The organism is Spirosoma areae (genome assembly GCF_054781775.1).
Window position 1 is genome coordinate 13,221 of sequence record NZ_BAAGTT010000054.1, and the last position, 26,136, is coordinate 39,356.

At 52.0% G+C, this 26,136-nt stretch carries 32 protein-coding genes; 20 read left to right on the forward strand and 12 right to left on the reverse strand.

What is annotated here, in order from left to right:
• The first annotated feature begins 11 nt into the window (after positions 1-11).
• The 4 genes from ACYVI1_RS30375 (at position 12) to ACYVI1_RS30390 (ending at position 1,505) form a co-directional block, all read left to right on the forward strand.
• The gene (locus ACYVI1_RS30375; protein WP_460915339.1) at positions 12-218 is read left to right on the forward strand and encodes a type II toxin-antitoxin system RelE/ParE family toxin; all 207 of its coding nucleotides are present in this window, start codon (positions 12-14) and stop codon (positions 216-218) included.
• Positions 219-221: 3 nt separating this feature from the next.
• The gene (locus ACYVI1_RS30380; RefSeq protein WP_460915340.1) at positions 222-650 is read left to right on the forward strand and encodes a SufE family protein; all 429 of its coding nucleotides are present in this window, start codon (positions 222-224) and stop codon (positions 648-650) included.
• Between the two features lie 10 nt (positions 651-660).
• On the forward strand, positions 661-972 hold the full coding sequence (locus ACYVI1_RS30385) for a DUF59 domain-containing protein (protein WP_460915341.1): 312 nt from the start codon (positions 661-663) through the stop codon (positions 970-972).
• Between the two features lie 101 nt (positions 973-1,073).
• Positions 1,074-1,505, forward strand: a complete 432-nt coding sequence (locus tag ACYVI1_RS30390; protein WP_460915342.1) for a BrxA/BrxB family bacilliredoxin — start codon at positions 1,074-1,076, stop codon at positions 1,503-1,505.
• Between the two features lie 75 nt (positions 1,506-1,580).
• On the opposite strand, the gene eboC is transcribed toward ACYVI1_RS30390, so the two are convergent.
• Positions 1,581-2,462, reverse strand: coding sequence for a UbiA-like protein EboC (gene eboC, locus ACYVI1_RS30395; protein WP_460915343.1), 882 nt, complete (start codon positions 2,460-2,462; stop codon positions 1,581-1,583).
• 55 nt (positions 2,463-2,517) lie between these two features.
• A complete protein-coding gene (locus ACYVI1_RS30400; RefSeq protein ID WP_460915344.1) occupies positions 2,518-3,450 on the reverse strand; it encodes a TatD family hydrolase in 933 nt (310 codons plus the stop codon).
• Positions 3,451-3,618: 168 nt separating this feature from the next.
• Here ACYVI1_RS30400 and ACYVI1_RS30405 point away from each other — a divergent pair, with 168 nt between their 5' ends.
• Both ACYVI1_RS30405 and ACYVI1_RS30410 read left to right on the forward strand, forming a co-directional pair.
• Complete coding sequence (locus ACYVI1_RS30405; protein ID WP_460915346.1) at positions 3,619-4,278, forward strand: DUF4136 domain-containing protein; 660 nt, start codon at positions 3,619-3,621, stop codon at positions 4,276-4,278.
• Positions 4,279-4,284: 6 nt separating this feature from the next.
• Complete coding sequence (locus tag ACYVI1_RS30410; protein WP_460915348.1) at positions 4,285-4,950, forward strand: hypothetical protein; 666 nt, start codon at positions 4,285-4,287, stop codon at positions 4,948-4,950.
• Positions 4,951-4,958: 8 nt separating this feature from the next.
• Here ACYVI1_RS30410 and ACYVI1_RS30415 read toward each other — a convergent pair whose 3' ends face one another.
• The 3 genes from ACYVI1_RS30415 to rpsU all read right to left on the reverse strand — a co-directional run bounded on the left by ACYVI1_RS30415 (position 4,959) and on the right by rpsU (position 7,001).
• Positions 4,959-5,633, reverse strand: coding sequence for an EboA domain-containing protein (locus ACYVI1_RS30415; protein ID WP_460915349.1), 675 nt, complete (start codon positions 5,631-5,633; stop codon positions 4,959-4,961).
• 52 nt (positions 5,634-5,685) lie between these two features.
• Positions 5,686-6,597 carry a tyrosine-type recombinase/integrase gene (locus ACYVI1_RS30420; protein WP_460915350.1) on the reverse strand — a complete coding sequence of 304 codons (912 nt, stop codon included), beginning with the start codon at positions 6,595-6,597 and terminating at the stop codon, positions 5,686-5,688.
• Positions 6,598-6,803: 206 nt separating this feature from the next.
• Positions 6,804-7,001: a 30S ribosomal protein S21 gene (rpsU, locus tag ACYVI1_RS30425; protein WP_012924721.1), complete on the reverse strand. Its 198-nt coding sequence runs from the start codon at positions 6,999-7,001 to the stop codon at positions 6,804-6,806.
• 58 nt (positions 7,002-7,059) lie between these two features.
• Between rpsU and ACYVI1_RS30430 the strand changes: the two genes are divergently transcribed.
• From ACYVI1_RS30430 to ACYVI1_RS30465, 8 genes are all read left to right on the forward strand, one after another.
• Positions 7,060-7,992 (forward strand): Ppx/GppA phosphatase family protein, encoded by a 933-nt coding sequence (locus ACYVI1_RS30430; RefSeq protein ID WP_460915351.1) that lies wholly within the window; start codon positions 7,060-7,062, stop codon positions 7,990-7,992.
• A gap of 77 nt (positions 7,993-8,069) precedes the next feature.
• Complete coding sequence (locus ACYVI1_RS30435; protein WP_460915353.1) at positions 8,070-9,074, forward strand: bile acid:sodium symporter family protein; 1,005 nt, start codon at positions 8,070-8,072, stop codon at positions 9,072-9,074.
• A 120-nt stretch (positions 9,075-9,194) separates the two neighbouring features.
• Positions 9,195-9,602, forward strand: coding sequence for a MarR family winged helix-turn-helix transcriptional regulator (locus ACYVI1_RS30440; RefSeq protein ID WP_460915354.1), 408 nt, complete (start codon positions 9,195-9,197; stop codon positions 9,600-9,602).
• Between the two features lie 47 nt (positions 9,603-9,649).
• The gene (locus ACYVI1_RS30445) at positions 9,650-10,111 is read left to right on the forward strand and encodes a DinB family protein (protein WP_460915355.1); all 462 of its coding nucleotides are present in this window, start codon (positions 9,650-9,652) and stop codon (positions 10,109-10,111) included.
• A gap of 84 nt (positions 10,112-10,195) precedes the next feature.
• Positions 10,196-10,726 (forward strand): DUF4442 domain-containing protein, encoded by a 531-nt coding sequence (locus ACYVI1_RS30450; protein WP_460915358.1) that lies wholly within the window; start codon positions 10,196-10,198, stop codon positions 10,724-10,726.
• Between the two features lie 8 nt (positions 10,727-10,734).
• Positions 10,735-11,622, forward strand: a complete 888-nt coding sequence (locus ACYVI1_RS30455) for an alpha/beta fold hydrolase (RefSeq protein ID WP_460915359.1) — start codon at positions 10,735-10,737, stop codon at positions 11,620-11,622.
• Positions 11,619-12,284 carry an alpha/beta hydrolase gene (locus ACYVI1_RS30460; RefSeq protein WP_460915361.1) on the forward strand — a complete coding sequence of 222 codons (666 nt, stop codon included), beginning with the start codon at positions 11,619-11,621 and terminating at the stop codon, positions 12,282-12,284. The genes ACYVI1_RS30455 and ACYVI1_RS30460 overlap by 4 nt, the downstream gene beginning before the upstream one ends.
• Before the next feature lie 183 nt (positions 12,285-12,467).
• Positions 12,468-13,232 carry an SDR family NAD(P)-dependent oxidoreductase gene (locus ACYVI1_RS30465; RefSeq protein WP_460915362.1) on the forward strand — a complete coding sequence of 255 codons (765 nt, stop codon included), beginning with the start codon at positions 12,468-12,470 and terminating at the stop codon, positions 13,230-13,232.
• Between the two features lie 48 nt (positions 13,233-13,280).
• Here ACYVI1_RS30465 and ACYVI1_RS30470 read toward each other — a convergent pair whose 3' ends face one another.
• Positions 13,281-14,345, reverse strand: a complete 1,065-nt coding sequence (locus ACYVI1_RS30470) for a hypothetical protein (RefSeq protein WP_460915363.1) — start codon at positions 14,343-14,345, stop codon at positions 13,281-13,283.
• Between the two features lie 185 nt (positions 14,346-14,530).
• Here ACYVI1_RS30470 and ACYVI1_RS30475 point away from each other — a divergent pair, with 185 nt between their 5' ends.
• From ACYVI1_RS30475 to ACYVI1_RS30495, 5 genes are all read left to right on the forward strand, one after another.
• Positions 14,531-15,748, forward strand: coding sequence for a putative sugar nucleotidyl transferase (locus ACYVI1_RS30475; protein ID WP_460915364.1), 1,218 nt, complete (start codon positions 14,531-14,533; stop codon positions 15,746-15,748).
• A 76-nt stretch (positions 15,749-15,824) separates the two neighbouring features.
• Positions 15,825-16,958 (forward strand): DNA polymerase III subunit, encoded by a 1,134-nt coding sequence (locus ACYVI1_RS30480; protein WP_460915365.1) that lies wholly within the window; start codon positions 15,825-15,827, stop codon positions 16,956-16,958.
• A gap of 98 nt (positions 16,959-17,056) precedes the next feature.
• Positions 17,057-17,533, forward strand: a complete 477-nt coding sequence (locus ACYVI1_RS30485) for an ATP-dependent zinc protease family protein (RefSeq protein ID WP_460915366.1) — start codon at positions 17,057-17,059, stop codon at positions 17,531-17,533.
• Between the two features lie 50 nt (positions 17,534-17,583).
• Positions 17,584-18,492 carry a 30S ribosomal protein S6--L-glutamate ligase gene (gene rimK / locus ACYVI1_RS30490; RefSeq protein ID WP_460915368.1) on the forward strand — a complete coding sequence of 303 codons (909 nt, stop codon included), beginning with the start codon at positions 17,584-17,586 and terminating at the stop codon, positions 18,490-18,492.
• Between the two features lie 231 nt (positions 18,493-18,723).
• Positions 18,724-19,278, forward strand: coding sequence for a hypothetical protein (locus ACYVI1_RS30495; protein ID WP_460915370.1), 555 nt, complete (start codon positions 18,724-18,726; stop codon positions 19,276-19,278).
• Between the two features lie 14 nt (positions 19,279-19,292).
• Here the strand turns inward: ACYVI1_RS30495 and ACYVI1_RS30500 are convergent, their stop codons facing one another.
• From ACYVI1_RS30500 to ACYVI1_RS30525, 6 genes are all read right to left on the reverse strand, one after another.
• Positions 19,293-20,414 (reverse strand): NHL repeat-containing protein, encoded by a 1,122-nt coding sequence (locus ACYVI1_RS30500; protein WP_460915372.1) that lies wholly within the window; start codon positions 20,412-20,414, stop codon positions 19,293-19,295.
• Positions 20,415-20,487: 73 nt separating this feature from the next.
• Positions 20,488-20,895: a hypothetical protein gene (locus tag ACYVI1_RS30505; RefSeq protein WP_460915373.1), complete on the reverse strand. Its 408-nt coding sequence runs from the start codon at positions 20,893-20,895 to the stop codon at positions 20,488-20,490.
• 363 nt (positions 20,896-21,258) lie between these two features.
• A complete protein-coding gene (locus ACYVI1_RS30510) occupies positions 21,259-21,402 on the reverse strand; it encodes a hypothetical protein (RefSeq protein WP_460915374.1) in 144 nt (47 codons plus the stop codon).
• Positions 21,403-21,421: 19 nt separating this feature from the next.
• A complete protein-coding gene (locus ACYVI1_RS30515; protein WP_460915375.1) occupies positions 21,422-22,237 on the reverse strand; it encodes a porin family protein in 816 nt (271 codons plus the stop codon).
• Between the two features lie 123 nt (positions 22,238-22,360).
• On the reverse strand, positions 22,361-22,999 hold the full coding sequence (locus ACYVI1_RS30520) for a response regulator (protein ID WP_460915376.1): 639 nt from the start codon (positions 22,997-22,999) through the stop codon (positions 22,361-22,363).
• On the reverse strand, positions 22,996-25,248 hold the full coding sequence (locus ACYVI1_RS30525) for an ATP-binding protein (protein ID WP_460915377.1): 2,253 nt from the start codon (positions 25,246-25,248) through the stop codon (positions 22,996-22,998). Before ACYVI1_RS30525 ends, ACYVI1_RS30520 begins: the two co-directional genes overlap by 4 nt.
• A gap of 198 nt (positions 25,249-25,446) precedes the next feature.
• Here ACYVI1_RS30525 and ACYVI1_RS30530 point away from each other — a divergent pair, with 198 nt between their 5' ends.
• Positions 25,447-26,103, forward strand: coding sequence for a hypothetical protein (locus ACYVI1_RS30530; protein WP_460915379.1), 657 nt, complete (start codon positions 25,447-25,449; stop codon positions 26,101-26,103).
• Positions 26,104-26,136: the final 33 nt, after the last annotated feature.

The window sequence follows — 26,136 nt, forward strand, 5'->3', positions numbered from 1 at the left end:
GACCAGGTATTTTGGCAGAAGACTGGTCAGATGAATTGGACAAAAAAGTTGACCTGCTGATGGTATTTCCAGAAATGGGGCGCATGGTTCCCGATCTTGATATTAGCTTCATTCGTGAAGTATTCGTCCGAAAGTATCGGTTAGTCTACCAATATCAAGATGAAACACTCCGAATTTTAGCCATTCGCCCAATGAGCCAACCACTTGGTAAACTTTAATCAATGACTATTAACGAAAAACAGGACGAGATTATCGACGAATTCGACTTGTTCGATGACCAGCTCGACAAGACGCAGTACATTATTGATTTAGGCAAAAAGTTGCCCCCCATGCCCGAAACCCAAAAAACCAACGAAAACCGGATTATGGGCTGTCAGTCAAAAGTATGGGTCGATGCCGAACTGAAAGACGATAAATTGTATTTTTACGGTGATAGCGAACCAACGGCTCAGATTTCCAAAGGGTTAGTGGGCCTATTGATTCGGGTGCTGTCGGGCGAAAAACCCGAAGCTGTGGCCAATGCCGACCTGTATTTTATTCCCCGCGTGGGCATGGGCAACCTCATTACATCGTTGCGGGCCGGTGGGCTGGCATCGATGATCGAACGCATGAAGGCATATGGCCGGGCGTATTCAAACCAAACCGCGTAGCCTCATTGTTATGAACGAAACAGAACTGAAAGAACAAGTCGTGCTGGCCCTTAAAGGCGTATATGACCCCGAAATTCCGGTGGACGTGTATGAACTGGGCCTCATCTACGACATCAAGATATTTCCGGTCAACAATGTCTATATTCTGATGACGCTGACCTCGCCATCCTGCCCCTCAGCGGGGGCGATTCCAGCCGAAATCGAAGAGAAAGTGCGGGCCGTCGAAGGCGTGAACGACGTAAGTGTTGAGTTGACCTTCGACCCGCCTTACTCCACCGAACTGATGTCGGAAGTAGCCAAACTTGAACTTGGATTTATGTGATATACGATGTACGAATTATGATGTACGATAGAATTCGTAGCGTGATTCAAGCGTCGTAAGTCTCTTTTCCCAAATCGTAATTCAAAAATCGTAAATCAATTATGTATCCTCCTCATTTGCTTGTCCCGATGCGGGAAGACCTGACCAGCGTTGGGTTCGATGAACTAACCACCGCTGATGACGTGGTGAACACCATGGAGAACGCCGAAGGCACCATGCTCGTCGTTGTGAATTCGGTATGTGGCTGCGCGGCTGGTGCGGCTCGTCCGGGCGTTAAGGCGGCTCTGGCAGCCAGTTCCGTAAAGCCCGACAAAATGGTGACCGTTTTTGCCGGTGGCGATTTAGAAGCCACTGCCAAAATGCGGGAATATCTGTTGCCCTATCCGCCCTCGTCGCCGGCCATCGGTATTTTCAAAGACGGTGACCTGGTGCATTTCATTGAGCGGCACCACATTGAAGGTCGATCGGCGCAGATGATTGCCCAGCACCTCGAAATGGCGCTGGAAGAATTCTGTACGCCAGCGAACGCGTAAGTAACTGGTCAAAGAGCAACGGGCCGTATGCCATATCTTGGAGATATGGCATACGGCCCGTTGCTCTTTGACCAGTTACGTTACTGCAAATACTTTCGCGAGCAGGCGCGACAGAGGTAACAGACAAAACACCAGCAGGGCCAGCGGAAACGACGCAAAGGCCGCTACCCAGGCTGCGTTCATAACAATAAGCGACAAAACGCCCGCGCGTACCGCCAGGCCAATATTCCGGCCTATTGGTTCGTTCACTGCCCGCCAGAGTGGCGGAAAAATATAGTAGCCAAATAAGAGTAAAAACGGCAGAGCAGTTCCCAATTGTTGCTGTCGTTGGGCCAGCGCTGCCACACAGCCAATGACCAGTGCATAGAGCAAGCCCGCCACCCGAAGTGTAGTTGCGCTGCCCCCGTGAACTTCACCCCGGCTAATCATGGTGATCGCGGCAATGTAGACAATTGGCACCACGCCAACCCAGGCCCAGGGCATAACCTGATTGGGTATAATGCTGATGCCCAGAAGCAAATTCAGCCCGCGGCATAAGCCCATATTCACCGGCCCCAGCCAGGGGTGATGCTTTCCGAAGCGGTCGTAAACAAGCGCGGCAACAGCAATCGCAATCGCCAGAAAGCCAGCCGTTTGATTCACCAGGAAGGAGGCTATACTGCCAATTAATAATAAAAAACTGCCCAACAGTATAGCTGCGGTTTTGCTGACAGTTCCACTTGGGATAGCCCGTTCGGGTCGCTCAGTGGCATCCAGTTCCGCATCAAACACATCGTTGAATACGACTCCCCCGCCATACAGCCCCACGGTTGCCAGCACAAGCCAGCCTATTGGGCCCGGAGCCGGGGAAAAGCCCTGAAAATAACCCGCGATTGCCATACCCGCCAGCACATCGGCAACAGCCGTAACCAGATTAGCCGGACGGGTAAGGGAGAGGAGTGCCTTGTATTTGTTCAATGATGAATGATGAATGATGAATGATAGGCGACTTTTTAATTTATCATTCATCATTCTATTTAATAATCGTTGATTCTTTGTCTATTCTCGGAGCCTGACCACCGCGCAGCACCGAACTGCCGTTGTAGCGCTGGCTTTGGTCGATGTCCAGTGGTTGCGTAAAGTCGTCGAGGCTAAGCTGGCCGCTTTGGGCAAAGGCCCTAATGGCGTTGGTAAACGTCACGAGCCGGATGGCTTCGTCCGAAATGCCGCGTTGTTTCATCAGCGCAGCCGTTTTCGGTACGGCCAGCGGATCGCTGATGCCCCAGTCGGCAGCCGAATTAATCATGATTCGTTCGGGTCCGTACTGCTTCACCACGTCAACCATGCGCTCGTTGCCCATCTTCGTAAACGGGTAAATGGTAAATCCTGCCCAGAAGCCCCGGTCGAGCACTTCGCGAACCGTTTCCTCATTATTATGGTCGACAATCACCATGCCTGGCTCCAGACCATGTTCGAGTGCAATGTCCATACTGCGGGTGGTGCCGTGTTTTTTGTCGCGGTGGGGCGTGTGAATCTGCACCGGTAAACTGGCTTCTTTGGCCAGGTCCAACTGCGCCCGGTAGTATTTTTCTTCGGCGGCCGTCTGATCATCGAAACCAATTTCGCCCACGCCAACCACGCCTTCTTTGTAGATGAACAGGGGCAAGATTTCCATAACCTGTTCGGCCAATTCTTCCTGATTGGCCTCTTTGGAGTTCAGCCCGATGGTGCAGTAATGCCGAATGCCGAACTGCGACGCCCGAAACCGCTCCCAACCTACCAAACTGGCAAAATAATCCCGAAACGAGTCGACGCCCGTGCGGGGCTGACCGAGCCAGAAAGCCGGTTCAATCAGGGCGACTACACCCGCATCGGCCATAGCCTGATAATCGTCGGTGGTTCGGGAGGTCATGTGAACGTGCATATCGAAAAATGACATACCCCGAATAGAATCCATAAAGTCCATACGTTATTCCTGATTAAGCGGACGTGAGGTGTGTCCTCAATTGGCGGGCAAAGTTCTCAAAAAATCTTCCTTTTCCCGCGCCTAATTTTTAGCCAGATTTTACGTCGTTCGCTAAACTTCGGATTAGTCCATTCGTTTTATAGATAAACAACAAATACAACCATCCGTATGTCTCAACAACGTAAATCAGCAAAAGGGAGTCAGTGGGTTCTCTTACTGCTAACGATAGGCGCCAGTTTAACCGCCTGCCGGGAAAACGCCGTTAACGACCTGTCGCCACAGGATGCACAGGTGTATATCACTAACTTCGACCGCTCTGTCAATTTCAATCAGTACAAAACTTTTAGTCTGCCCGACTCGGTCGTCATCGAATCGAATGATGGTTACCGACCGTCGTTGGGTGCGCTGGAACGCCGATTTACGACAAATGTGGCCACAGCGCTGACGAATCGGGGATTTCAGCGGGTTGCTCAGGGACAAACCGCCGATCTGGGCGTTGCCGTGATTCGGGTTACCAACCAATACACTGGCGTAGGCACCAATCCCTATTCGTATTACGGCAATTACTGGGGCGGGGGCGTTGGAGGACTGGGCGGCTATTCACCTTATTATCAGAGCTATTACACCTACCAGGTAACGGATGAGTATTGGGAAATTCAGGTAGTCGATTTACAAAACCGTCCGGCTACAACCGGCATCGGGCAATCGCAACTAAAAGTCATTTACGACGCCACCATCCGGGGTTCGGATGTGACGACAACGGAGAATGTCGATACCGCTATCACGGCTATTTTCAATCAATCGCCTTATTTAAAGGCAGTTCACTAAGAGACTATGAAACGCACAGGCATCCTGTTCGCGCTGCTGGCACTACCACTTAGTGCACTGGCACAGCATCAAAATGATTCCAGAAATGAGTCATCCATTTATGATCGATACGTCACCTTCAACATTTCGGCCCGCTACGGCGTGTCGCTTCCAATGGGCGGACAGAAAGGTTATATCGACAAGATTTCGCCGACTAATGTCGGTTTAGAAGGTGAATGGCTGTTTCCACAACGGTTTTCGCTGGGTATGAAGACGGGTTACCAATATACCCAGCAACGGCTTGGCCGACAGGTTTACACCTACTCGTCTTCAGCGGCTGACCAGTCTATTTCGGCGGTGCAAACGCGCACGCTTTCCATTATTCCGGTAATGGCTTCCGTTTCATACTATTTTGCGACTAACGCTGCCGCCATCAGGCCCTATGTGCAACTTGCCGGGGGCGGGGCTTACATCGACTACACAAATTTTTTCGGCACCCTGGGCGATCAGCAAAGTGGGTTTAAAGGAGCCATTGCACCCGCCGTTGGCCTGAAGGTTTACGGCGGGCGCGAACGCGGGTTAGGAGCCGAAGTTCAGGCCCAGTATCAAAACATATTTTTCGCCTACGACCTATTGAAAAACTCGGCCCCCTCGCTGATGCTGTCGGTGGGTATTTCGTACCGGTGGTATTAGGCCTTGCACTACATTAGCCGCTCGATGTGTTGGGGCAAACTCCGACCGGCAGCCCGGCGTTCGGCTGCGTAATCGGCCAGCGTTTGGGCAAGCTGGCCGTTTTTTCGTTCGTCCAGCCTACTGATCTGCGTAACGTCTTTATCCGTAAAAAATGCTTTCAGTACCATCTGATTCCAGGCCGCTTCGTCGAACTGATCAGCCGGGTAAGGATTATGCAGCATAATGGCCGACTGCACATCGGCAATGTTATTCCGGATGCCTTCGGTGGCCTGAAACCGCCAGGCTTCGGGGTAGGCAAGTACGGGTAGAGCCGAGTAAAGCGCAACTAATTCATTCAGTTCAGCGGCCTTGAAAAGTTGTGCAATCGTTCTGACATACATGGCTTCATCATCAGCAGGGAGTTGAAGCAGCCACCATACCCGCGCGAGTCGGTCAAGTGTCCAGTCGACGACGGTGAAGCCGGGGCGCACCCGTTCCAGGGCAAAGGCGACATCTGCCGGAACGTCAACGGCTTGTTTACCAACAAAGCGGGGCAGGGCCGTGAAAACACGATAAAATACCGGCGTTTGCGGGTTGCTCTGAAATGAATCGGCCTGCTGGCGCAGGTACGCTACGACCTTTTCAGAATTGGGTTGCTGTTCAATCAGATAGAACAGCGTCTGGCTCATTTGGAGGATATTCATGCGTAACGCGGACGGAAGTCCGCTCTTAACAACCTGCGGACCTGCGTCCGCGTTACTTTTTCGCCTTTGGATGGGCCTGGTCGTATGTTTTCTTTAGTTGCTCTAAGCTGGTATGGGTATAAATCTGCGTAGCGGCCAAACTACTATGGCCGAGCAAATCTTTTATCGCGTTCAGGTCGGCGCCCCGGTTGAGCAGGTGGGTAGCAAATGAGTGGCGAAGTACGTGGGGGCTTTTGGTTGAGAGGGTTGTCACTAACGTAAGATTCCGTTTCACAATGCGCTGAATCAGAACCGGATAGGATTGAATTCCCTTATCACTCACGATTAAGTAGACCGCATCGGCCTGCCCGGCGAACGCTTCCTCTTTCAGGCGGCTATACTGTTGGACAAGCTCAAACAAAGGTTGCGTGAGCGGCACAATGCGGTGTTTATTCCGCTTGCCCAGTACGGTAATTGTTTTGTCGTACAGGTTCAGGTCGACAGTTTTCAGCCCGATCAACTCGCTCAGCCGAATGCCGGTTCCGTAGAGTAATTCCAGCACGAGTTTGTCGCGGATGCCCTCAAATGTAGCGGGAAACTCAACGTCATTGAGCAGCATCTCCATGGGCTTCTCTTCGACATACTGCGGCAGTTTTTTGCTGGCTTTCAGGGCCTGAATTTTTAGCATCGGGTCGAGGGTAAGTACGTTCCGGCGCAACAGAAACCCGTAGAAACTCCGCAGGGTAGCAATCTTGCGATTCACCGACGATTTATCCATTCCACTCTCCACCAAACTAACAATCCACGACCGGATGTGCCGAAAGTCGGCCCGTTCGGGCTGCCCGGCATTGCATTCCGTTACCAGAAATTTGCTGAACTGCTCCAGGTCGCTGGCATACGCCGTGAGGGTGTGGTGGCTCAGGCGTTTTTCGTAGCGGATGTGGGCGAGGAAGTCGGAACAAACAGTTTGCCCTGCCGGATTCATCTGATTTTATTGATTACTGAGATTATATACGGTACCAAATCTAATCATGTCAATTATATTAATCACAAAAATTCCGCCGGGCTGCCGGAGCGGTCAAAAAAAAGCAGCAAACATCCCTGCTTGCTGCTCCTGTGTCTTGATTGGCGGTTTGGCATCGCTGACTGCGCATTCAACGATTCAGGGCCAACTGCACACCACCGGCGTTTCTACTGCTCGGTGTGGTTACCGTACATTCTCTCTTTGTAGGCAGCCTTGATAATTTCTGTGCGACGCTTTACCGACGGTTTTTGGAAAGCCGTCCGCGACCGCAACTGCCGCAACACGCCCGTTTTCTCGAACTTCTTTTTGAAGCGTTTGAGGGCCTTGTCAATCGACTCGTTGTCTTTTACGTTAATGATAAGCATGTCTTAAAATATGGTGATTTAGCTAAAACCGGACGGCAAAGGTAATAGATTTGCGACTATGAAGCAAGCCATAATTGACTTAGGTACCAATACATTTCACCTGTTTATTGCCGAAAAAGTCGGTTCAGCGTATGCAACCCTGTTTCGTGAAAGCCGACCTGCCAAAATCGGGCAGGCCGGTATTAATCAGGGCTTTATTACCGATGACGGCATTGGCCGGGCATTGGGCGTGCTCACTTACTTCCGGCAGGTGCTGGACCAGCATACCATTGCCCCGGAGCAGGTTATGGCCATTGGCACCAGCGCCATTCGGGTAGCAAAAAATCAGCAGGAATTTATCGATCAGGTTCAACACACAACGGGCATTCAGGTTCGGGTAATTTCGGGCGAGCAGGAGGCCGACTACATTTACCAGGGCGTTCGGGCGGCTGGCGCCTTAGATGATCAGACGGCGCTGGTCATGGATATTGGCGGGGGAAGCGTAGAGTTTATTCTGGGCAATCAGTCGCGGATTTTCTGGAAACAGAGTTTTGAGATTGGCGGACAGCGGCTCCGCGAACGCTTCATGAATTCTGATCCCATCAACCCCGGAAGCATCCATCGACTGCATGATTATTTTCAGCAGCAACTACTGCCGCTGGCGAACGCCGTTCACCAATACCAACCGGTGGTGCTGGCGGGGTCATCCGGCTCGTTCGATACGCTGGTGGATATGTGGTTCATGCACGAGCGTGGTCATCTGCCCGATCCTGAACAGGCGACATTCACCCTCCCCATTGCCGAGTTTTACCGCACCTATGAATTGCTTGTCACCCGCAATCAGGCCGAACGAATGCAGATTCCCGGCATGATTGAGCTACGCGTCGATATGATTGTGGTGGCCGTTTGCCTGATTGATTATGTGTTAAAAGCATATGGCATCAAGCAAATAAGAACTTCCACCTATTCGCTGAAAGAAGGCGTTCTGGCACATTTAATGAACAATGGATAGTGACAGTAACAGGTAAGTTTTCAGCCTGACAGGCTTTTTACGATCATTATCCATTATTCATTATTCATTTCCTCGTAATGAAAGCCGAAACCAACGCCCGCTCATCCTACAGTAATTTAATTTATACCGCCCTGATTATTGCCTCGGTGGCTATCGCGTTGACCTTTCCGGGGCCGTTCACCAAAATCGGCGACTTTCCACTGAAAAAACTCATCGTTCCCCTGCTGCAAATCATCATGCTGGGCATGGGTACAACCATGTCGATCAAGGATTTTGAGGGCGTTATCAAGCAGCCACGAGCTGTGTTCGTTGGGGTTGTGTGCCATTTTGTGATCATGCCCCTGCTGGGATACACCTTAGCCAACACCTTCAAGTTCCCGCCCGAAATTGCGGCTGGGGTGGTGCTCATTGGCTGTTCGCCAAGCGGCCTGGCATCCAACGTGATGTGTTTCATTGCCAAAGCCAATGTGCCGCTGTCCATCACCGTAACAACGATTTCGACGCTGCTGGCTCCGTTTCTGATGCCCGCCCTGATGACGTTGCTGGCAGGCCAGTTCATCGAGATTTCGTTCTGGAAAATGATGCTCGAAATCATTCAGATTGTGATTCTGCCAGTTGTTGTTGGGTTGGTGTTGAACCGTATTTTCCATAAATCAGCCGTTGTCCTAAACCGCATTATGCCCCTGATTTCGATGGGCGGCATTGTGCTGATTGTGGCCATTATTACCGCTGCCGGGCGCGATAGCCTGCTCACCGTCGGCTGGACGCTGGCCCTGTGTGTGCTGATTCATAATCTGACAGGTTTCACGCTGGGGTACTGGTCGGCGCGGCTGTTCGGTATGGATGAGCAAAGCTGCCGAACGGTAGCTATTGAGGTTGGCCTGCAAAACGGCGGGCTGGCATCGGGCATTGCCGTGCAGATGGGCAAAGTAGCCACGGTGGGCCTGGCTCCTGCCCTCTTCGGCCCCATCATGAACACCACCGGCTCGTTGCTGGCCACCTTCTGGAGCCAGCGCCCTCCAAAAGAAGTGGCCCTGAGTGCGACAATTCCTCCCCGGCCTGTGTCCTCGCAGGACGCCTGATGGCAACCGTTCGTGGATATGACGGTGGATAAACTCTTATGTTAAAGCCCGTTTAATAAGTTCGGGCTAATTTTTTACTACTAAAGTTGCATATGCAACTTTCATATTTATCTTTACCGCATGGATTCTGAAACCTATTGCATTGCTGGCCGGCTGCGAATGCTGTCACGAGTCCTGAGCAGTCGCTATAACGATGCGTTTGCTCAGGAGAGCGTCACGTTCGCGCAGGCGGCTCTGCTCATGCACATCTTCGCGCAACCGGGCATTCGGCAGGCCGAGCTGTCGAAACGGCTGCAGATTGAAAAATCGGCGATGAGCCGGGATGTGCAGCTTCTGCAAAAAAATGGCTGGCTGACGGATAATCTCCGCAACGGCCTTTTTCTGACCGAAGAGGGCCGATTGTTAGCCAAACGATGCCATAAAATCTGGAAATCCCTGAACCAGCAGGTGCATGAAGAACTCGGCCCCGACGCGGTTTCTGGCCTGTCTGTTTTTTCGGATAAAGTCCTGACCAAACCAATTTCTTAACCGCGCTGGACCAGCTAAATCAATTCGTAAACACAACCCCCATCCCTATGACAACTGAACTTTTAACCCAAATCTGGTTAACAAATCAGAACTCGGCAGTCGGCCCTGTTGGCAAATTAACGCCTGAAAATTACCGCCATCGACTAACGCCCGAAACGGCTTCGGCGGGTTTCATTGCGTTGCACACCGCCGAGGCCATGCACCGCTTTGCCAAAATGATGTTTGGCCGCGAAATCAGTATTCAGCCGCAAACGGTTGGTGGTGTTTCGGATGAAGGCAAGCCGCTTGATCTGGCAGCGGTTCGGCAGGCTGTTAATGACAGTTTTGCGATGATTGCTGAACACATCAGACAAACAAGCGATGACCAATGGGCTGAAATTATTCCAACGCCGTTCGGGGATGTGCCCCGAATGCAGGTGCTGGTGTTTCTGATGCACCATAATTCGTACCATGCCGGGCAAATCGCGCAGGCCATTAAAAAAGGGCAGGCGTTTTTAGTAGTCAGTTAATTTATTTCACGTTTCATGGTCAAGATCTCAATTGCACAATGGCAACGGCCCGGCTGAAACCTAAAACCTTGAACTCAAAAAAGCATGAAACCCGATTTTCTGCAAACTAATCGTAAAGAATCGTTCAAAACGTGGCGCTTTCGCACGCTCATGAACTGGTATCCAATGTATTTCGGAACGGGCGGAAAAATCCTGTTCTGGTCGGGCGATTCGCGCGAAGTTCACCTGCGGCTGCGCCGAAACGCATGGACCTATAACTACGTAGGCACGATCTTTGGCGGCAGTATGTTCGCAGCCGCCGACCCGTTTTATATGCTCATGCTGCTCAGAATACTGGGCAACAAATTCGTTGTCTGGGATAAATCGGCCACTATCCGGTTTCGCAAACCCGGTCGGCAAACGCTCTACGCCCGCTTTGACATAACCGACGAACAACTCGATGCAATTCGCCGGCACGTGGCTATGAGTGGCCAAATGGAGCAAACCTTTACGCTTCAATGGGTCGACAAAGACGGTGTTGTTCATGCCGAAATTGAGCGGCTGTGCTATATAGCGGATAAACAGCACTATGAAGCGCGGAAAAACGACCGGCAGCATTCCCGGTTTCAACGGTAACGCATCCAATGGCACCAACCTGGTTAGATACCTACGGCCTGACGGGTCAACTGCGGGCTGACCGACGCTGGGCCGAAGCCTCACGGCCTGGCATTCGCTATATTACGCTGCCCAAAGCCACCGTGCGTGTTCGGGTGCTCGGCAAGGGTAAACGCACGGTCGTGTTTTCGACCGACCCGCCCTGTTGCATCGAACATTTCGACGCCCTGTTCGACAAACTCAGTACCGACTATACCGTTGTGTGCTTTGAGGCCCCGGGTTTTGGATTTACCCACCCCAACCGCAATTTCCGCTTCACACCCGACGATTACGCCGAGGTGCTCACGGGGCTACTGAGGCAGCTAGCTCTGGGACCGTATACGCTGGCATTTGAGTGCGTATCTGCCTACAGCGCGCTGATGGTGGCTGCTCGCGAACCCAGGTTAGTAGAGCGCCTTATTGTCATGCAGGCTCCGGTTTGGTCGGAAGAGCAGAAGTGGATGCAGCGATTAGATGCGAAGAAGGCACTTCGCAAACCCGTTATCGGGCAAATAGCGATGGCTTTATCAAAGCGTCGCATCACGAACTACTGGTATCCGATAGCCGTCAAAGACCGTTTTCAGGTTAGCTCGTTTACAGCCTTAGCGCATGATGCCCTCGATCATGGGGCTTGTTATTGCCTGTCGTCATTTCTCCAGGTATGGCACGCTATTCCAGATTTAAATCTGGAGCAGGTAAATCAACCTGCGTTAGTCATTTGGGGAAATGCTGACCGTTCGCACGCCAAAACTGACAAACCTTCGACGCTGCTTTACCTGACCAACGCTGCCTACGAAGAGTGGAATGATGCCGGGCATTTCCCCGAACTGGAACAAACCGACCGCTTCATTCAACGACTCAACGAATTTACCCTATGACCGAGCATCACCTCACCGTTCAGCGCACCGCCCGCTATTATACCATTGGTGAACTCACCGAAAGCACAAAAAACATTTGGTTCTGCCTGCACGGCTTTGGCCAGTTAGCGCATTTTTTCGGACGTAAGTTTGCTGGATTAGACGACGGCAAAACACTGGTCGTTGTGCCGGAAGGTTTATCGCGCCTATATCTGAACAATGATTATCAGCGGGTTGGCGCGTCGTGGCTCACCCGTGAAGATAAAGAACACGAAATCAGCGATTTTCTGGCCTACCTCAATGCACTCTACGACCTCATCCTGAACGGCCGGGACTCTGCTCAATTTCACATGACACTGCTGGGTTTCTCGCAGGGCGCAGCTACGGCCTGCCGATGGCTTAGCTACAGCGGTGGTCTGAGCCGCCATATCCGTGCCGACCGGCTGATTTTGTGGGCGGGTTATTTCCCGCATGGCTTATCCGACGTGCTTAACCCGGCTGCATTAACCCATGTCGAAACACACTACGTTTATGGCCGACAGGACGAATACATTGAGCAGATGGACGATGCCGAGGGCTACCTCCGCCGACTGCAAACCGATGTGCCGACCCTGAAACTGACCGCCTTCGACGGAGGCCACCGGGTGGAACCGGAGGTGTTGGCAACCCTCATAAACCGCTGAGTTAAGGGTGAAACCTTACTCCTGGATTCATCAACAAATTAGTGCGGTCAGACCCTATCCACTGAACGTTGAATGTATTTGACAAGCCAGTTGATCGTTCACTGGATAACTTTTTAAGCAGGTGCTTCAGGGCAGACGTTCACTGTTTAACCGCATCGATAATCCGGCTGAACTGGTTTAGACATGATTAAGAAATTACTCAATTTATCAGGAAAGAACGCCCTCGTTACCGGGTCAAGTCAGGGAATTGGCCGGGCCATTGCGCTGGCCTTCGCCGAATTTGGGGCTAACGTTCTGGTTCATAATCGGAAAGGCGACGACGAAGCCCATAACGTAGCTGATGCAATTCGGCAATTCGGTGTCAAAAGTGAGGTAATCGGCGTTGATCTACTCCAAAGCGATGCCATCGAAACCCTGTTTCGACAAGCTGAGGAGCCATTTGGCCCTATCGACATCCTGGTGACCAATGCCTCGGTGCAGTTACCCAATGACTGGGAAAACACCACCATCGACGACTTCGATAAGCAGGTAAACGCCAACTGGAAATCTACCCTGCTGCTGATGCAACGCTTTGCCCCTGGCATGACCCAGCGCGGCTGGGGCCGGATTCTGACCATCGGGAGTGTGCAGGAGGAGAAACCTCACCCGGCCATGATTGTGTATGCGGGCACTAAGGCCGCCATTGCCAACACGGTGCGGAACCTTGCCCTGCAACTCGCCGACAAGGGCGTAACGGTCAATAATCTCTCGCCCGGCGTTATCGACACGCCCCGTATTCAGGAACCCACGCCTGTCGTTCCCGACCGTATCAGCGAGCGCATGACCATTCCGGCCGGCTCGCCCGGTCAGCCAGAGGACATTGCTGGCATGGCCGTTCTACTTTGCTCCGACGCAGGCCGCTACGTTACCGGACAAACGATTTTTGTGGATGGGGGAATGGGGCTTTAATGATGAATGATGAATGATGAATGATGAATGATTGTGCAAAAAAATTCATCATTCATCATTCATCATTAAAGAAACGTACTCTGCTACCAGTGCCCAACTGTGGGCTTCGCATTGCCAGCGCATCTGCACAATGGGCCGGTCGGCGAAGTGACGCAGCCAGGGTTGTTCGTAGGCCGTAAGCAGACCGGCGATGAAGAAATGAAACGTTTTGGCGTCCTGCTTAATACCGTTGGTGGTTAATTTGGGGACGCGTTCGCCTAAACGAAGCAGGGCCGTTGCCAGCATCAGTTGCTCCACGCGATTACGGGCTTTAGTCAGTTCCCGGTGCCCGTCCGAAATCAGGCGCGGACGAATGGGTTCCAGCTCAGGAATGTCGAAGGCCGCCATCAGCCGCGCCAGATGATAGATAATCAACGACGTCCGGGCGTAGTGTGGGGCACACCGAAACGGCTCCGACACATACCGGCCCGACTCGACTACTGAACGCAGATACGTGAGCGAATCGGTATCGTGCTGATTCTGGGGTACGTTATACCGATACAGGCAGTACAGTAGGTTAGTCAGAGCACAGGCATCGAAATCGACACCCATGTTCTTGCCAAACCAGGTCGAATATGCGCGCAAGTGCCGATAGTCAGTAAATGTATTTTGGATTTGGTGATGACCGCTCCCATTGGCGTGCTGACTTAGTTTATCTTTAAACCAGAGGCCATCGGCATCGGATTGAGTCGTCGTCAGGTACACCATTGCCGTATCGTCGATATCGTCGGGAAGGCGAAAATGCTCGAAACGGTGAAACAGATGGCCATTGGGAAAGTGCCGGGAAGGGCGTGTTGGCCAGAAGTTATAGGTGTTTAGTCCATCTTTATTCCTGAAAATCGGGTAGGCGGCTGTAGCTTGCTGAGCTATTCGGTCAATCAGGGTTTGGGTTTCGGGCGGCACGTGGGCGCGCAGATTTTGGAGTGTAAAAACCGTAATCGCTGTAAAGAAAACATTGGTATCGAGCCGTTTATAGCCAATGGCATCATTCCGGCGAACCGACGGAAACAGCCCGGTTTCATCCTGCAGCCGGGCAATGTGCCGAATGATGGCGTCGGGTGTTAGGTCAAGCATAATTTAGGTAAAAGTACGCTCGACACGTTCTCTTTTTCCAGATTAAGGTTAGATATTTGCCGCCTGATTCATTTAAAAAAGTTGACAAGTTATCAAGTTGAAAAGTTGTAGAGCGATCGGCTGGGCGGTTGCAGCTATAGACAACTTTATAACCGTATAACTTTACAACTCTATAACTTCATTAGATGCCGAACCTGATATTATTTGACGACCCGGTCATCCGAACCGCTTTGCTGCCCTTCACCTTCACGCGACCGGTGGCAGGCATTCGCATCGGCATTCAGACGCTGGCCGAAAAATGGGCTGATGTGCTGGGACAGACTGGCTCGTTTTTAACCGAAGCGTATTTGCAGGCCAAGTTTCCGCAAATCGCCGGGTCCGACAACTGGTATGTTAACGGTGCCATTTGCCCAACAACGGCCTTGCAGGAAGCTATGGCAACGTTGGCGCCGGGGGCGGGGTTCATTACGCCCGATGGATTAGTGCTGGCCGTGCGAACAAACGGGCTATTGTCGACACCACCGACGGTCGATGATGAGTTTGCGTTTCAGACGTTTGCCGAACCGCTGACGATTGTTTGCAACATGTGGGATATTTTCGTGCATAATGGCGACCAAATCCGCGCCGACTTTGCCCGATTGACCGCAGGCCGAACATCGGCCCCTATCACCGACCCATTTACCCGGTGCTACGCGCCCTCAACCATTTTTGTGGAAGAAGGCGCAACCATTCGGGCGTCCATTTTAAACGCCGAAGGGGGCCCTATTTACATTGGCCGCAATGCAACCATCAGCGAAGGATCCATTGTGATGGGGCCGTTTTCTATAGGCGAAGGGTCGACTGTAAACTGGGGTGGCAAAATGCGGAGTAACACCACCATCGGGCCATTCTGTAAAGTTGGGGGTGAGGTGGGCAACTCTATTTTCTTTGGCTACAGCAACAAAGGGCATGATGGTTTTCTGGGCAATTCGGTGGTGGGCGAATGGTGTAATCTGGGCGCCAACGTTAACAACTCGAACCTCAAAAACGATTACAGCAACGTCAAGCTCCACTCCTACGCGACCGGTCAGCTTGAAGATACCGGGCGAATTTTTTGCGGGCTAATGGTGGGCGATTTCACAAAAGCGGGCATCAGCACCATGTTCAATACCGGCACCGTTGTGGGCGTCAGCGCCAACGTTTTTGGCAGTAATTTTCAGCCAAAACACATCTCCTCATTTTCGTGGGGCGGGGCCATCGACGGCTTCACCACGTATCGCCTTGAAAAAGCGCTTCAGGTAGCTGCTGAGGCTTTCAAACGACGCAACCAGTTGTTTGATGCCACAGAAGAAGGCATTTTGAGAGAAATATTCAGGCTTGAGCGAACCAGGTCGCTCGATATGCCGTCTCGGTTCGATCTGTAATTAGTTGTTTATCAAGACAGTTTTTGCCTGTGGCTGACCATTCCAACCGAAGCGTCGGCCCGGCTCTCTATTACGTATGCAATTTTCCGAAATAATTGGCTATGAGGAAACGAAGCAGTTGCTGCTGCGGGCCGTGCAAACCAATCACCTCGCCCACGCGCTCCTGTTCGATGGCCCCGCAGGTAGCGCCAATCTCGCGCTGGCGCTGGCGCTGGCTCAGTACGTCAATTGTGAAGACAAACAACGGTTCGGTGGTCTGGATGACGACGCCTGTGGCCGGTGTGCATCGTGCATAAAAATCCAGAAACTCGTGCATCCCGACCTGCACATGGTGTTTCCGGTGGCGAATCTGGCAAAGGGAAAAACGTCGGAAGCGTATTTAGCCGACTGGCGGGCGTTTCTGCTCGAACAACCGTATCGAACCTTGCCCGACTGGCTCGAAACGATGGGAGCCGACAACAAACAGGGTAACATATCGGCGGAAGAAGCCCGGAACATTTTGCAGAAACTGTCGCTGAAGGCCTATGAGGGCGCTTACAAACTCATGCTCATCTGGCTGCCCGAACTTATGAACGTGGCTTCGGCCAATGCCTTGCTGAAAGTACTCGAAGAGCCGCCCGCCCAAACGCTGTTTCTCTTAGTGACCAACCAGCCCGATAAATTGCTCATCACAATTTTATCGCGCACGCAGCGGGTAGCTGTTCGGGCGTTTACGGATGAGGAGGTCGCCACACACCTGCGCCAGCACCTGAACCTCGACGAAACTACCGCCCGGCGAAATGCTTACCTCGCCGATGGTAATCTGGCCGAAGCCCTCAGCCTGAGCCGCCAAACGACCAATCTAACTGAACAGCACACCTGGTTTGCCGACTGGATGCGAACCTGCTACCGTCAGGATTTGCAGGCGCTCGTCAAACAGGCCGACCAGTTCGACGGTTTCAGTAAGGAAAAACAAAAGGGGTTGGTCGCATACAGCATTCGCCTGTATCGGGATTTGTTTCTGTATCAGCAGGGAGCTGGTGCGCTGCTTCGACTACCCGACGACGAGCTGGATTTCGTGAAAAAATTCGTAAAAGTGTTAAGCATACAACACATTGAGCGCATTGTAGCCGACCTGAACGAAGCTGCTTATCACCTCGAACGAAACGCCCGCGCCAAAATGATTATGCTCGACATGTCGCTCACGTTCAGCCGGTTAATCCGCACTTAATTTGTTTCAGGTTTCAAGTATAACGTTCCAGATTTTCGGGTTGGAGCCCCATTTCAAGCTGGAACGTTACACTTGAAACCTGAAACAACCAATAAACTATGAAACTCCGGACGCCCAGGCCTAAGCAACTAATTGGCATAACGGACCTCGTTGACTTTCCAGACCTGGGCCTTTTTGATGTGCAGGCTAAAGTCGATACGGGAGCGTTCACGTCCGCATTGCATTGCAAAGATGTTCGGCTACTAAAGTCAGGGCTGAGCAAAACGTTAAGTTTTTTGCTGATTGATAAAACCGGAGAGGACTCCCGGCGGTTTTATAGCGACCAGTTCAGTCAGCGCATGATTCGTAACTCGTTCGGTGTGGCTGAAAAGCGGTATGTCATTAAAACCCGCATTGTTTTATTCGGGCGCACCATCCGGGCCGAGTTTACCCTCGCCGACCGGGAGCGGCTCAAAAACCCCGTGCTGCTGGGTCGGAAATTGCTTCGCAACCGCTTCATCGTTGATGTGGCGCAGAAAAATTTATCCTATCAGATTAAAGTCAACAAAAAGTCAATAGTCGATAGTCGCTATTAACCTCCGGCAAACGACTACTGATCACTACTGACTGACGACTATCAACTTCTATGCGTATTGCCATTTTATCGGCCAATCCGAATTTATACTCTACCCGACGACTTCTCGAAGCCGCCAGTCAGCGTGGTCATGAGGCCATTGTGGTCAACCATCTGAACTGCCAGGTCATGATTGAGGTCGGTAAACCCTCTATCCTGTACGAAGGGCGGGAGTTGGCTCCGCTCGACGCCATTGTGCCGCGCATTGGAGCGTCTGTTACCGATTTTGGCTGCGCCATCGTTCGCCAGTTTGAAATGATGAACGTGTTTACGACCACCAAATCGCAGGCCATCATGCGGTCCCGCAACAAACTTCGGAGTTTGCAGGTACTCTCAAAAGCAGGCGTCGAATTACCGAAAACCGTGTTTGCCAACCATCCTAAAAACGGCGACATTACGCAGTTAATTAAGCTTGTCGGCGGTCCGCCGGTGGTTATAAAACTGCTGGAGGGCACACAGGGGATTGGCGTTGTGCTGGCCGAAACGACGAAAGCCGCCAAATCGACTATCGAAGCTTTTTATGGCCTCAAGAAGAATGTACTCATCCAGGAATTCATTGCCGAATCCAGGGGAGCCGACCTGCGGGCTTTTGTCGTGGGCGGGCGCGTAGTGGGGGCTATCAGGCGGCAGGGTGTCGACGGCGACTTTCGTTCCAATATCCACCGGGGCGGCAGTGCTGTGGCCGTGCACCTCACTTCTCTCCAGGAGAAAACGGCCATTAAGGCGGCTAATGCCCTGGGCCTGAAGGTTGCCGGGGTCGATATGCTCTTGTCCAATCGCGGCCCTTTAGTGCTCGAAGTCAACTCATCGCCGGGGCTGGAGGGTGTCGAAACCGCAACGGGCACCGACATTGCCAGTGAGATTATTGCTTATATCGAAGATAAAATCCGAACCGATGAAGGCGATACGGTGGGGGTGTAGGTGAATGATGAATTGTAATTCTTTTTTTACATTCATCATTTATAACTGATGTTACGCCCGGTCTATTGCTACGCCCCTACAGGGCTGAAGCCGACGGGGCTGAAGACAGGCTACCAAACCAGACGCCCCTACGGGGCTGAACCAGCACCATTCCGCAGCCCCGTAGGGGCGTCTGGTTTGGTAGCAATTGGGCGTAACATCATTTATAATTCATCATTCATCATTATAAAAATGCCTGCTCTCGATTCTGACCTCAAAAAAGCCATTGTTCGGATGCCGGGCGTGGAGAAAGATAAGTTGCTGCTGCGCTTAATCGCCAAAGATGCCGTGCTGACCGAACGGCTTCAGTTTGAGTTAGTTGAAGCTGGAAAAACCATCGATGAGCGACGCACGCTGATTCGAGAGTTTATCGACCGAACAGCCAAACTCCATGCCGATACGGCAGCCTGGCTCATGATGGATATGCGGACCGTAAGCGGCTACATCAGCCGACACCTAAAAGTCACGAAAGATAAATATGGCGAGGTGGAACTGATGCTTTACATGCTCAACACCTTCTACGAACACAACGCCCACTTACTCCAGAAGTACAACTCCCGAACCGACAAAGCCGCCGACTACATTGCCAAACGCACTGAGCAGGTCTTGAAAAAAGCCAGTAAACTCGACCCCGACTATCACATTGAGTTTGCCGACGAGATTAACAAACTCCTCGGTTGGGTTCATTATTCGGCCCCGGCGCATTATGCCCGGCAATTGGGCCTGCCAAAGGAGTGGATTGTGTGAACAACCGACGGTGGCTATTGAACGACGATCTTCCGAATGGCCTGGTTTGGCAGGTCAGCCACGTACAGGACGCCCTTGCTGTCGATGGTGATGGAGCGTATGTCCCGGAAGCGAGCCGCCGTACCCGTGCCATCCGTATAGCCTGTACCGCTGCCCGCAATAGTTGTCACCGTACCATCGGGCGTAACCCGGCGGATCAACGTGTTGTCTGCTACGTACAGATTGCCTTGTTTATCAGCTACTAAACTGGTTATGTTTCTGAATGTAGCGGCCGACCCCTTACCATTGGCTATTCCCGATACCCCTGGCTGACCCGCCAACAAACTGACCACTCCCGCCGGGGTAATTTTTCGGATGCAGGCATTCTCATCCCCTACATACAGATTGCCGTCGGCATCGAAGGCGAGCGCGTTGGGATTATTAAATTGAGCCATGCTCAACGTTCCGTTGGCATAGCCCCGTGTGCCGCCCGCAAAAATGGAGAGGTTACCGTTACGAAAGAGCCGGATCGCGTTGCCATCAGAAATATAGAGGTCACCGTTTGCGGCTGTAGCAAGACCATAAAAGCCCACAGGCGTACCAATTCCGATAGGTATGGTGGTTAGCGTGCTGACGACGCCCGCTGGGGTAACTCGCCGGATGGATGTCTGGACGGTGCTGTTTTCCGCTATAAGGAGATTTCCGGCTATATCGCGGCTTACATACGTACCCCCCGCCAGATAGAATGTGGCAGTTGTCCCTGTTCCGTCGGTTACACCAACGGCCCCACTTCCAGCCAGCGTCGTTACCGATCCCGTCGGCGACACGCGCCGGATGCGGCCATTATTCAAATCAACGACGTAGATATTATCAGCCAGATCACATACGAGTGCCGATGGATTTTTGAACCGGGCGGCTGCACCTATTCCATCCACATACCCCTCATCGCCGTTGCCTGCCAATGTCGTGACGATAGCCGTGATACCCGTTGCGGTGGTCGTGGACGAAGGAGCGACGGTGGTGGTCGATGAGGGAGGAACCGTTGTTGTTGTCGATGTGGGGGGCGTAACGGGTGTAGGCGCGTCTGCTTTTTTCGAGCAGCCCGCTGTTAGCACCCCAAGTATGGCGATGAAGTAAAGAATGAGGGCGTGTTTCATGAGGATAGGAGAACCGTTCGTTTATCCAACAAAATTCGGCTACCCCAACGCCCTGTACTATAGTTAGTTCTAACTATTTCTTCAAATCAACCGTATACTTTACCGCTGTGCCGGACTCTACCCCCGTCATCGTTCCTGTGATCGCGGTGTTGTCATCATTGGCATTTCCCGAAAACGTATAGGTCGTTCCACTGGCAGTGGGCTTCAGCGTCAGGTTTAGAATAGTTCCTAACACCGAACCGCTTACCGTTCCGGCAGTTCCAGCCAGATTATAGGTACCGGCAACGGGATTATCCTGACTGGTGATGGTTAAGGTCAGGTCTTTTTTAGTGGAACTGTTGTTGCCAAAGTTGACAATATAGCCCGTGTACTTACCAAGCAATTCATTAAATACTTTAATCTCCTTCTCACCACAGTTCAGCGTGACGAAGGCCATACAGACAACTAAAAGTAAGGGCAGAAACCTGGATTTACGTTTCATAGCAAGTTTGATTTATGAGATAGTCTGGTAAACGTTTCACAAAGTACTGAGTAAATTACTCATAATGAGCTGGTTATTTCTAACTATTCAAAAATATCACTGTCGCTTCAGGCCATTACGTCCGACCGTTGGGCCTGCCCAAGTATTGGTGTAAGGCCCTTAGAAACTATACGCCAGCGCCACTCCCAAAGCCCGAACGCCGTAATAGGGGCCGCTGAAGTTAGCTGTTATCAGGGGGCGTAGCGCACGAACGGCGCAATGTACCAGCCACGCGATGCGCGGCCCGCCGGATAAAAACAGTATTCGAGTGTAGCCATTCGCCTGGAAAACAGCATGTTTTCAATACCCCGCCGGGCATCGGGGTTATTGCCAACTCTGAATGACTACACCTGACAGATTGACTTTCACAATGGTGCGGTTGCCGGGTTGCGCGTAAGCCGACTGAGTCGGTAAAAGGCACAGCAAACCCAGACCCCCCAGCAGGGAGCTATTGCCTAAACGCTTCATAGATCGTGTAGTTTAACGGTTATTTTTTCCTGGTGAGGGCTACTAACTTTTTGAGTGGATAGCCCACGTTCAGGCTCCAGACGCTGTTGCGGGTTTTATCGCTGCCCGCAACGGGATCAATGCTGGTTACCCCCAATTCGTGGACGATACTGAGCCGAAGTCTCTGCGGCAGTTCATAGCCTGCCATGAAGTTCAGACCCGCATCGAAGCGTTTATAGCCGTTGAACTTATCGAAAGCCGAAAAGGATTCCGTACCCCTGGGGTCATCAAATTTCAGTGTGCCCCACAGCCCATAAGCAACGTAAAAACCTAATCCACCAAATAGCCGCCCTTTGTCCTCCGGCAGCATATACGTATAGATGGCATAAATCGGAATTTCCAGGTATGTCATGTGGGTAATGGATGTACCGAACCGATCCGAATACTTGCCCCCCTTACCAATAAGTTGAATACCGACTAACGGAGAAAGATGGCGTAAAAATGAGGAACTGGCTTTAGGATCAGGAACCATAGGGCCGGGTTTACGGTCGATGGAGGCCAGCAGGGTAGCGGAATTGAGTGGGGAATTCCGTAGGCTGCGGTCAGGCAAATGATAATCGTCCCTGAGTTCTTCTGAAGCCCTGAAAGGATTGAAGTAAAGGCCAACATTGAAGCCATACGTATTATAGTTCGCTTTAAAATCCTCGTAAGAAGGCCCCGTTAAAATCTGCTTGGCCACATCGAGAGAACCCTGAAGGTAAGCTTGTGAAAGACCATTCTGATACTGCGCTTCGACACGCTTCGGGTGTAACCAAACAGTCAACAGCACGAGAAAGTGAATCCGTAGTTTTTTCATGACATGAGTTAATTTTGAGGTAGCAGTTCAGATTGTCTGAACACCACAAAAATCACTACCGCCAACGCCTTGAGCAATAGTTAGTTCTAACGATATTTCAAGAGATTCGCCATGAGAAAAGCCTTACAATAAACCCTGCTCACGGGCGAAGTTGAGCAGGCCAACCGGCGTGTCGATGCCTGTTTTGCGGGTAATATTGCGCCGGTGAGCATTAACGGTAAACTCGCTTAGGGAGAGCCGGTCGCTGATTTGTTTGGTCGTCAGGCCGTTGGCAATGAACCGGATCACCTCAACTTCGCGCTTCGTAATCTGGTATTTCTGCATGAAGTCGTCCACGAAGGCAGATTCCGATTCGTCGGCGGGCGGTTGGGAGGTTGTTAAATTATCTGGAAACCATTCTCCCCCGGCGGCTACAGTCAGGATGGCCTTTTTCAGCGTGGCGGAGTCGCTGGTTTTAAGCAGGTAGCCCTTCGCGCCTAATTCCTGCACGTCCCGAATCAGTTTGGGCTGGTTGTAGCTGGTAAATACAATCACTTTTGTTTGCGGAAATCGCTTCGTCAGGATGTCCAGTGTTGTGATGCCGTCCATCCGGGGCATATTGAGGTCGAGTAGCACGAGGTCGGCGGGCCGAACGTACTGCCGGTCGATGAGTTGGCGCCCGTTCGTAACCGAACCGATTTCCGTTAGGCTATCCAGTTCTTCCAGTACGGATTTTAGTCCGTCGATAAGCATGGGGTGGTCGTCGGCGATCAGAATATTCATGTTCCAGGGATGTCAATAACCACCAATGTACCTCCTTCGGGTTTGCGCTGAACATCCATCTGTCCCTTCATATACGCCACCTTCGACCGTATTGTACTCAAACCCATGCCATCAGTTAGTGCATCGTCGGTAATGCCCACGCCATTGTCATCGACCATCAGCGTTACCGTGTCGGGGTGCTCGACCACCTCCACCGTTGCGTGGGTAGCCTGGGCGTGTTTCAGGATGTTATGCACCAACTCCTGAATGATTCGGTACAATTCGTTCAGGAATGAAAGTGAATACGCATCAGGTTGATCGAAACCTACGACAATCGTTTCGAGCCGAAGTCGCTCGGCTATGTTGACTGACTCGGCCAGGTCTTCAATGGCGTGCCGAAAGCCGTAGCGTTCAATAAGCAGGGGTGTCAGGCGGTGGCTGATGCCCCGAACGGTGGCCGAAACGGTGGTCAGTACATCCTGCGTTTTCTGTAATTTCAGGACACTCTGCGCGTGTTGTGGCCCTTTCTCAATAACAGACGATACATTGAGGGTTGCCAGGGCGAGCATGGCATTTACGTCGTCGTGGAGTTGGTCGGCAATTTTCCGGCGTTCGTTTTCTTCGGCACTTAAAACGCCCTGCATCAGGTCGATATGCCGCTGTTTTTCGAGTTGCTCCAGTTGACTTTGCTGTAGAGCTTCCCGCTGACGGGTACGGATTTGCCGGTTACGCAGGTACAACGCCAGCAAGCCGATGGTCAGCGCGGCCAGTGCAAGAATGGCCCCGTAAAAAATCCGTTCGCGCCGGAGCTGGTCAAGCCGGGCCGCGTTTTCAGCGTTGAGCCGGTCAATCTGCTGCTCTTTGTCGCGGATTCTGACGCGGGCCAAAATCTGCTGCACAGCCCGATACTGGTTCAGGTTGGTGAGCGAATCGCGGATGGCGTGGTAGGTGTCGATTGCCTGGCCGTAGCCGACGTAGTTACCCTGTGCTTTGCGAAGGTCGGCCAATGTCTGGTAATAATACAGGCCAATGGCCGAATACTGGTTGGCAGTTGCTGCCGTCGTCAGCGGGCTTAGCATCTGCCGGGCCTCATCGTATTGCCCGGTTTGGACAAGCGCACGGGCGTAGAAAAGTTCGGGGGGAATGCGCGAAAACGAAGCCGCGGTAGCGCCTTTCGTGAGCGATTGTTTGTAGTAATCAACGGCTTTGGTCAACTGCCCGTCGTGTTCGGCCAGCAGACCGGCAGCCAGGAAATAACCCGAATAAGGAATCTGGGGTTCGGCCCCGCCAAACTGCCGCCGACTCGAATCAATGAAGGTTCGGGCCTGGTTAATCTGCCCCTGATACATCCGAATCATGGCCATTTCGGCGTTGAAATAGGGTACCATTGGCGCCTGGGGGTTGGGCCGGACAAGTACCTCATACACCATATCGGCAAATTTTCCTGCATTGTCGTAGTCGGTCAGTAATAGATTTAACTGGGCAAGTTTGAAGAGGACCGTCGGGCGGGGACTGCGAAAATAAACCGTGGTACGCTCATACAGACGGGGGTTGCGGGCCAGACTACTGTCGTTGGCGAGTTCGAGCAGGCTGTCGAACGCCACAACCTGTTGCTGCGGATTGGTCAGGTAGAGGGAGGCCCGGCTGTACCGCGCCATAAAGAGCGCATTTTTGTTGGGCAGGTCCGTTGCCAGCCGGGTAGCTTCGTCGAAATCGGCCCGCATGGAATCGGCCTGCCCCGCCCGGCTGCGCGACGCCCCCCGGAACGTGCGGAGCAAAGACAGGGTCTCGCGGTCATTGGCAGCCTGGGCAGCCTGTTCACCAAGAACAAGGTAGTGGGCCATTGAGTCAGGTTTGGCCCAGTCGAAGTATAGTTGAACTGTATACGTAAGGGCGTGGCAGTAGAGTTGGGGAACGGGCCGGGCATTCTGGCGGGCCTGCCGGAACAGCGGTTCGGCTTCGTCATAATGATTCAGCGATTCTTTCGCCTTGCCCCAGTTGATGAGCAGGATGTGCAGCCATCGCCGATTGCCCATTTTCCGAATCGTCGGCACGTAGGCGGCCAGTAAATCGTAGGCGAGTTTCAGGTTTGTCTGGCCGATATCCTGAATCAGGTCGCAGGTTTGCCGGAACGTGGGTTCGGTTATCGGCTGGCGCTGGAGTTTGGCCCAGGCAGTACGACCTTCGGCATCGGTGTAGGTGCGTGACCAGCCAACACGGTATGTCAGTAACAGCAGCACTACTAAAGGTATCAATCGCTGGATGTTCATGACAAATGTCGTTTAGCCTTACGTAAAAACAGATGCCTGACCAGGCGCTTCAATACTATTGATTAAATGGCTAAAAATCAACATATTGTGCAAAATATCACAATGGGTGATGGCTTGGTTTGAACCTTGTGGTTGTGTAGTTTAGCATCCCTGAAAGGTACAGATTTTTTCTTCCTTCGTAACGCTGTTTTACCGTCTATGGATACCCCCCGTAATAACTCCGATCCAATTCTAATGTCGTTTATGGCCGTTCGTCGGGCGGTTGGTATTCTGGGCATTTCGCTGCCTGCTCTACTTATTGCGGGTACAACTCTTATTGGCGATTGTACGGCCATCCAAGCCACAGTCAGCCATTATTATTACACGGTCATGGGCTTTGTATTTGTAGGAATACTATGTGCAGTAGCTTTATTTTTAATTCTCTACAAAGGCTATACTGCTACCGACGACATCGCCACAAACTTTGCAGGCATCTGCGCGCTGGGTGTTGCTTTTTTCCCTACTTCGGAAAATCTGGATTCTGTTTGCAGCATTCTGGTATATAAAGAAAATAAGCTTCGCGAGGGAATTCATTACACATCGGCTGGTTTATTTTTTCTGACACTGGCCTGCATTTCGTTTTTTCTGTTTACCAAAAGCCGCGGCCAAAAAACAAAGCAGAAAAGGATCAGAAACCGGATTTACCGGATTTGCGCCGTAGCCATTGTCTTCTTCTGTGCCTTAATTGCACTGGTAGGTATGTTCGGACCCGACATCAACAAATACCAGCCCGTGTTTTGGTTTGAATGGGGGGCGTTATTTGCCTTCGGAATGTCGTGGCTCATCAAAGGCGAATTCCTGCTGGCCGACGAATAGTCGCCGAAGCAGAGACATCCTGATTCAGTATCT

What these genes read in the sequence shown, in the direction of transcription:
- ACYVI1_RS30415 (WP_460915349.1), bottom strand. Translation starts at nt 5,633, where the DNA reads ATGAATATCCTCCAAATGAGCCAGACGCTGTTCTATCTGATTGAACAG.
- ACYVI1_RS30455 (WP_460915359.1), top strand. Translation starts at nt 10,735, where the DNA reads ATGGCACCAACCTGGTTAGATACCTACGGCCTGACGGGTCAACTGCGG.
- rpsU (WP_012924721.1), bottom strand. Translation starts at nt 7,001, where the DNA reads ATGCTTATCATTAACGTAAAAGACAACGAGTCGATTGACAAGGCCCTC.
- ACYVI1_RS30430 (WP_460915351.1), top strand. Translation starts at nt 7,060, where the DNA reads ATGAAGCAAGCCATAATTGACTTAGGTACCAATACATTTCACCTGTTT.
- ACYVI1_RS30400 (WP_460915344.1), bottom strand. Translation starts at nt 3,450, where the DNA reads ATGGACTTTATGGATTCTATTCGGGGTATGTCATTTTTCGATATGCAC.
- ACYVI1_RS30390 (WP_460915342.1), top strand. Translation starts at nt 1,074, where the DNA reads ATGTATCCTCCTCATTTGCTTGTCCCGATGCGGGAAGACCTGACCAGC.
- ACYVI1_RS30410 (WP_460915348.1), top strand. Translation starts at nt 4,285, where the DNA reads ATGAAACGCACAGGCATCCTGTTCGCGCTGCTGGCACTACCACTTAGT.
- ACYVI1_RS30515 (WP_460915375.1), bottom strand. Translation starts at nt 22,237, where the DNA reads ATGAAAAAACTACGGATTCACTTTCTCGTGCTGTTGACTGTTTGGTTA.
- ACYVI1_RS30485 (WP_460915366.1), top strand. Translation starts at nt 17,057, where the DNA reads ATGAAACTCCGGACGCCCAGGCCTAAGCAACTAATTGGCATAACGGAC.
- ACYVI1_RS30385 (WP_460915341.1), top strand. Translation starts at nt 661, where the DNA reads ATGAACGAAACAGAACTGAAAGAACAAGTCGTGCTGGCCCTTAAAGGC.
- ACYVI1_RS30465 (WP_460915362.1), top strand. Translation starts at nt 12,468, where the DNA reads ATGATTAAGAAATTACTCAATTTATCAGGAAAGAACGCCCTCGTTACC.
- ACYVI1_RS30435 (WP_460915353.1), top strand. Translation starts at nt 8,070, where the DNA reads ATGAAAGCCGAAACCAACGCCCGCTCATCCTACAGTAATTTAATTTAT.
- ACYVI1_RS30420 (WP_460915350.1), bottom strand. Translation starts at nt 6,597, where the DNA reads ATGAATCCGGCAGGGCAAACTGTTTGTTCCGACTTCCTCGCCCACATC.
- ACYVI1_RS30405 (WP_460915346.1), top strand. Translation starts at nt 3,619, where the DNA reads ATGTCTCAACAACGTAAATCAGCAAAAGGGAGTCAGTGGGTTCTCTTA.
- rimK (WP_460915368.1), top strand. Translation starts at nt 17,584, where the DNA reads ATGCGTATTGCCATTTTATCGGCCAATCCGAATTTATACTCTACCCGA.
- ACYVI1_RS30500 (WP_460915372.1), bottom strand. Translation starts at nt 20,414, where the DNA reads ATGAAACACGCCCTCATTCTTTACTTCATCGCCATACTTGGGGTGCTA.
- ACYVI1_RS30440 (WP_460915354.1), top strand. Translation starts at nt 9,195, where the DNA reads ATGGATTCTGAAACCTATTGCATTGCTGGCCGGCTGCGAATGCTGTCA.
- ACYVI1_RS30460 (WP_460915361.1), top strand. Translation starts at nt 11,619, where the DNA reads ATGACCGAGCATCACCTCACCGTTCAGCGCACCGCCCGCTATTATACC.
- ACYVI1_RS30505 (WP_460915373.1), bottom strand. Translation starts at nt 20,895, where the DNA reads ATGAAACGTAAATCCAGGTTTCTGCCCTTACTTTTAGTTGTCTGTATG.
- ACYVI1_RS30525 (WP_460915377.1), bottom strand. Translation starts at nt 25,248, where the DNA reads ATGAACATCCAGCGATTGATACCTTTAGTAGTGCTGCTGTTACTGACA.
- ACYVI1_RS30480 (WP_460915365.1), top strand. Translation starts at nt 15,825, where the DNA reads ATGCAATTTTCCGAAATAATTGGCTATGAGGAAACGAAGCAGTTGCTG.
- ACYVI1_RS30520 (WP_460915376.1), bottom strand. Translation starts at nt 22,999, where the DNA reads ATGAATATTCTGATCGCCGACGACCACCCCATGCTTATCGACGGACTA.
- ACYVI1_RS30510 (WP_460915374.1), bottom strand. Translation starts at nt 21,402, where the DNA reads ATGAAGCGTTTAGGCAATAGCTCCCTGCTGGGGGGTCTGGGTTTGCTG.
- ACYVI1_RS30380 (WP_460915340.1), top strand. Translation starts at nt 222, where the DNA reads ATGACTATTAACGAAAAACAGGACGAGATTATCGACGAATTCGACTTG.
- ACYVI1_RS30530 (WP_460915379.1), top strand. Translation starts at nt 25,447, where the DNA reads ATGGATACCCCCCGTAATAACTCCGATCCAATTCTAATGTCGTTTATG.
- ACYVI1_RS30470 (WP_460915363.1), bottom strand. Translation starts at nt 14,345, where the DNA reads ATGCTTGACCTAACACCCGACGCCATCATTCGGCACATTGCCCGGCTG.
- ACYVI1_RS30475 (WP_460915364.1), top strand. Translation starts at nt 14,531, where the DNA reads ATGCCGAACCTGATATTATTTGACGACCCGGTCATCCGAACCGCTTTG.
- ACYVI1_RS30450 (WP_460915358.1), top strand. Translation starts at nt 10,196, where the DNA reads ATGAAACCCGATTTTCTGCAAACTAATCGTAAAGAATCGTTCAAAACG.
- ACYVI1_RS30495 (WP_460915370.1), top strand. Translation starts at nt 18,724, where the DNA reads ATGCCTGCTCTCGATTCTGACCTCAAAAAAGCCATTGTTCGGATGCCG.
- ACYVI1_RS30445 (WP_460915355.1), top strand. Translation starts at nt 9,650, where the DNA reads ATGACAACTGAACTTTTAACCCAAATCTGGTTAACAAATCAGAACTCG.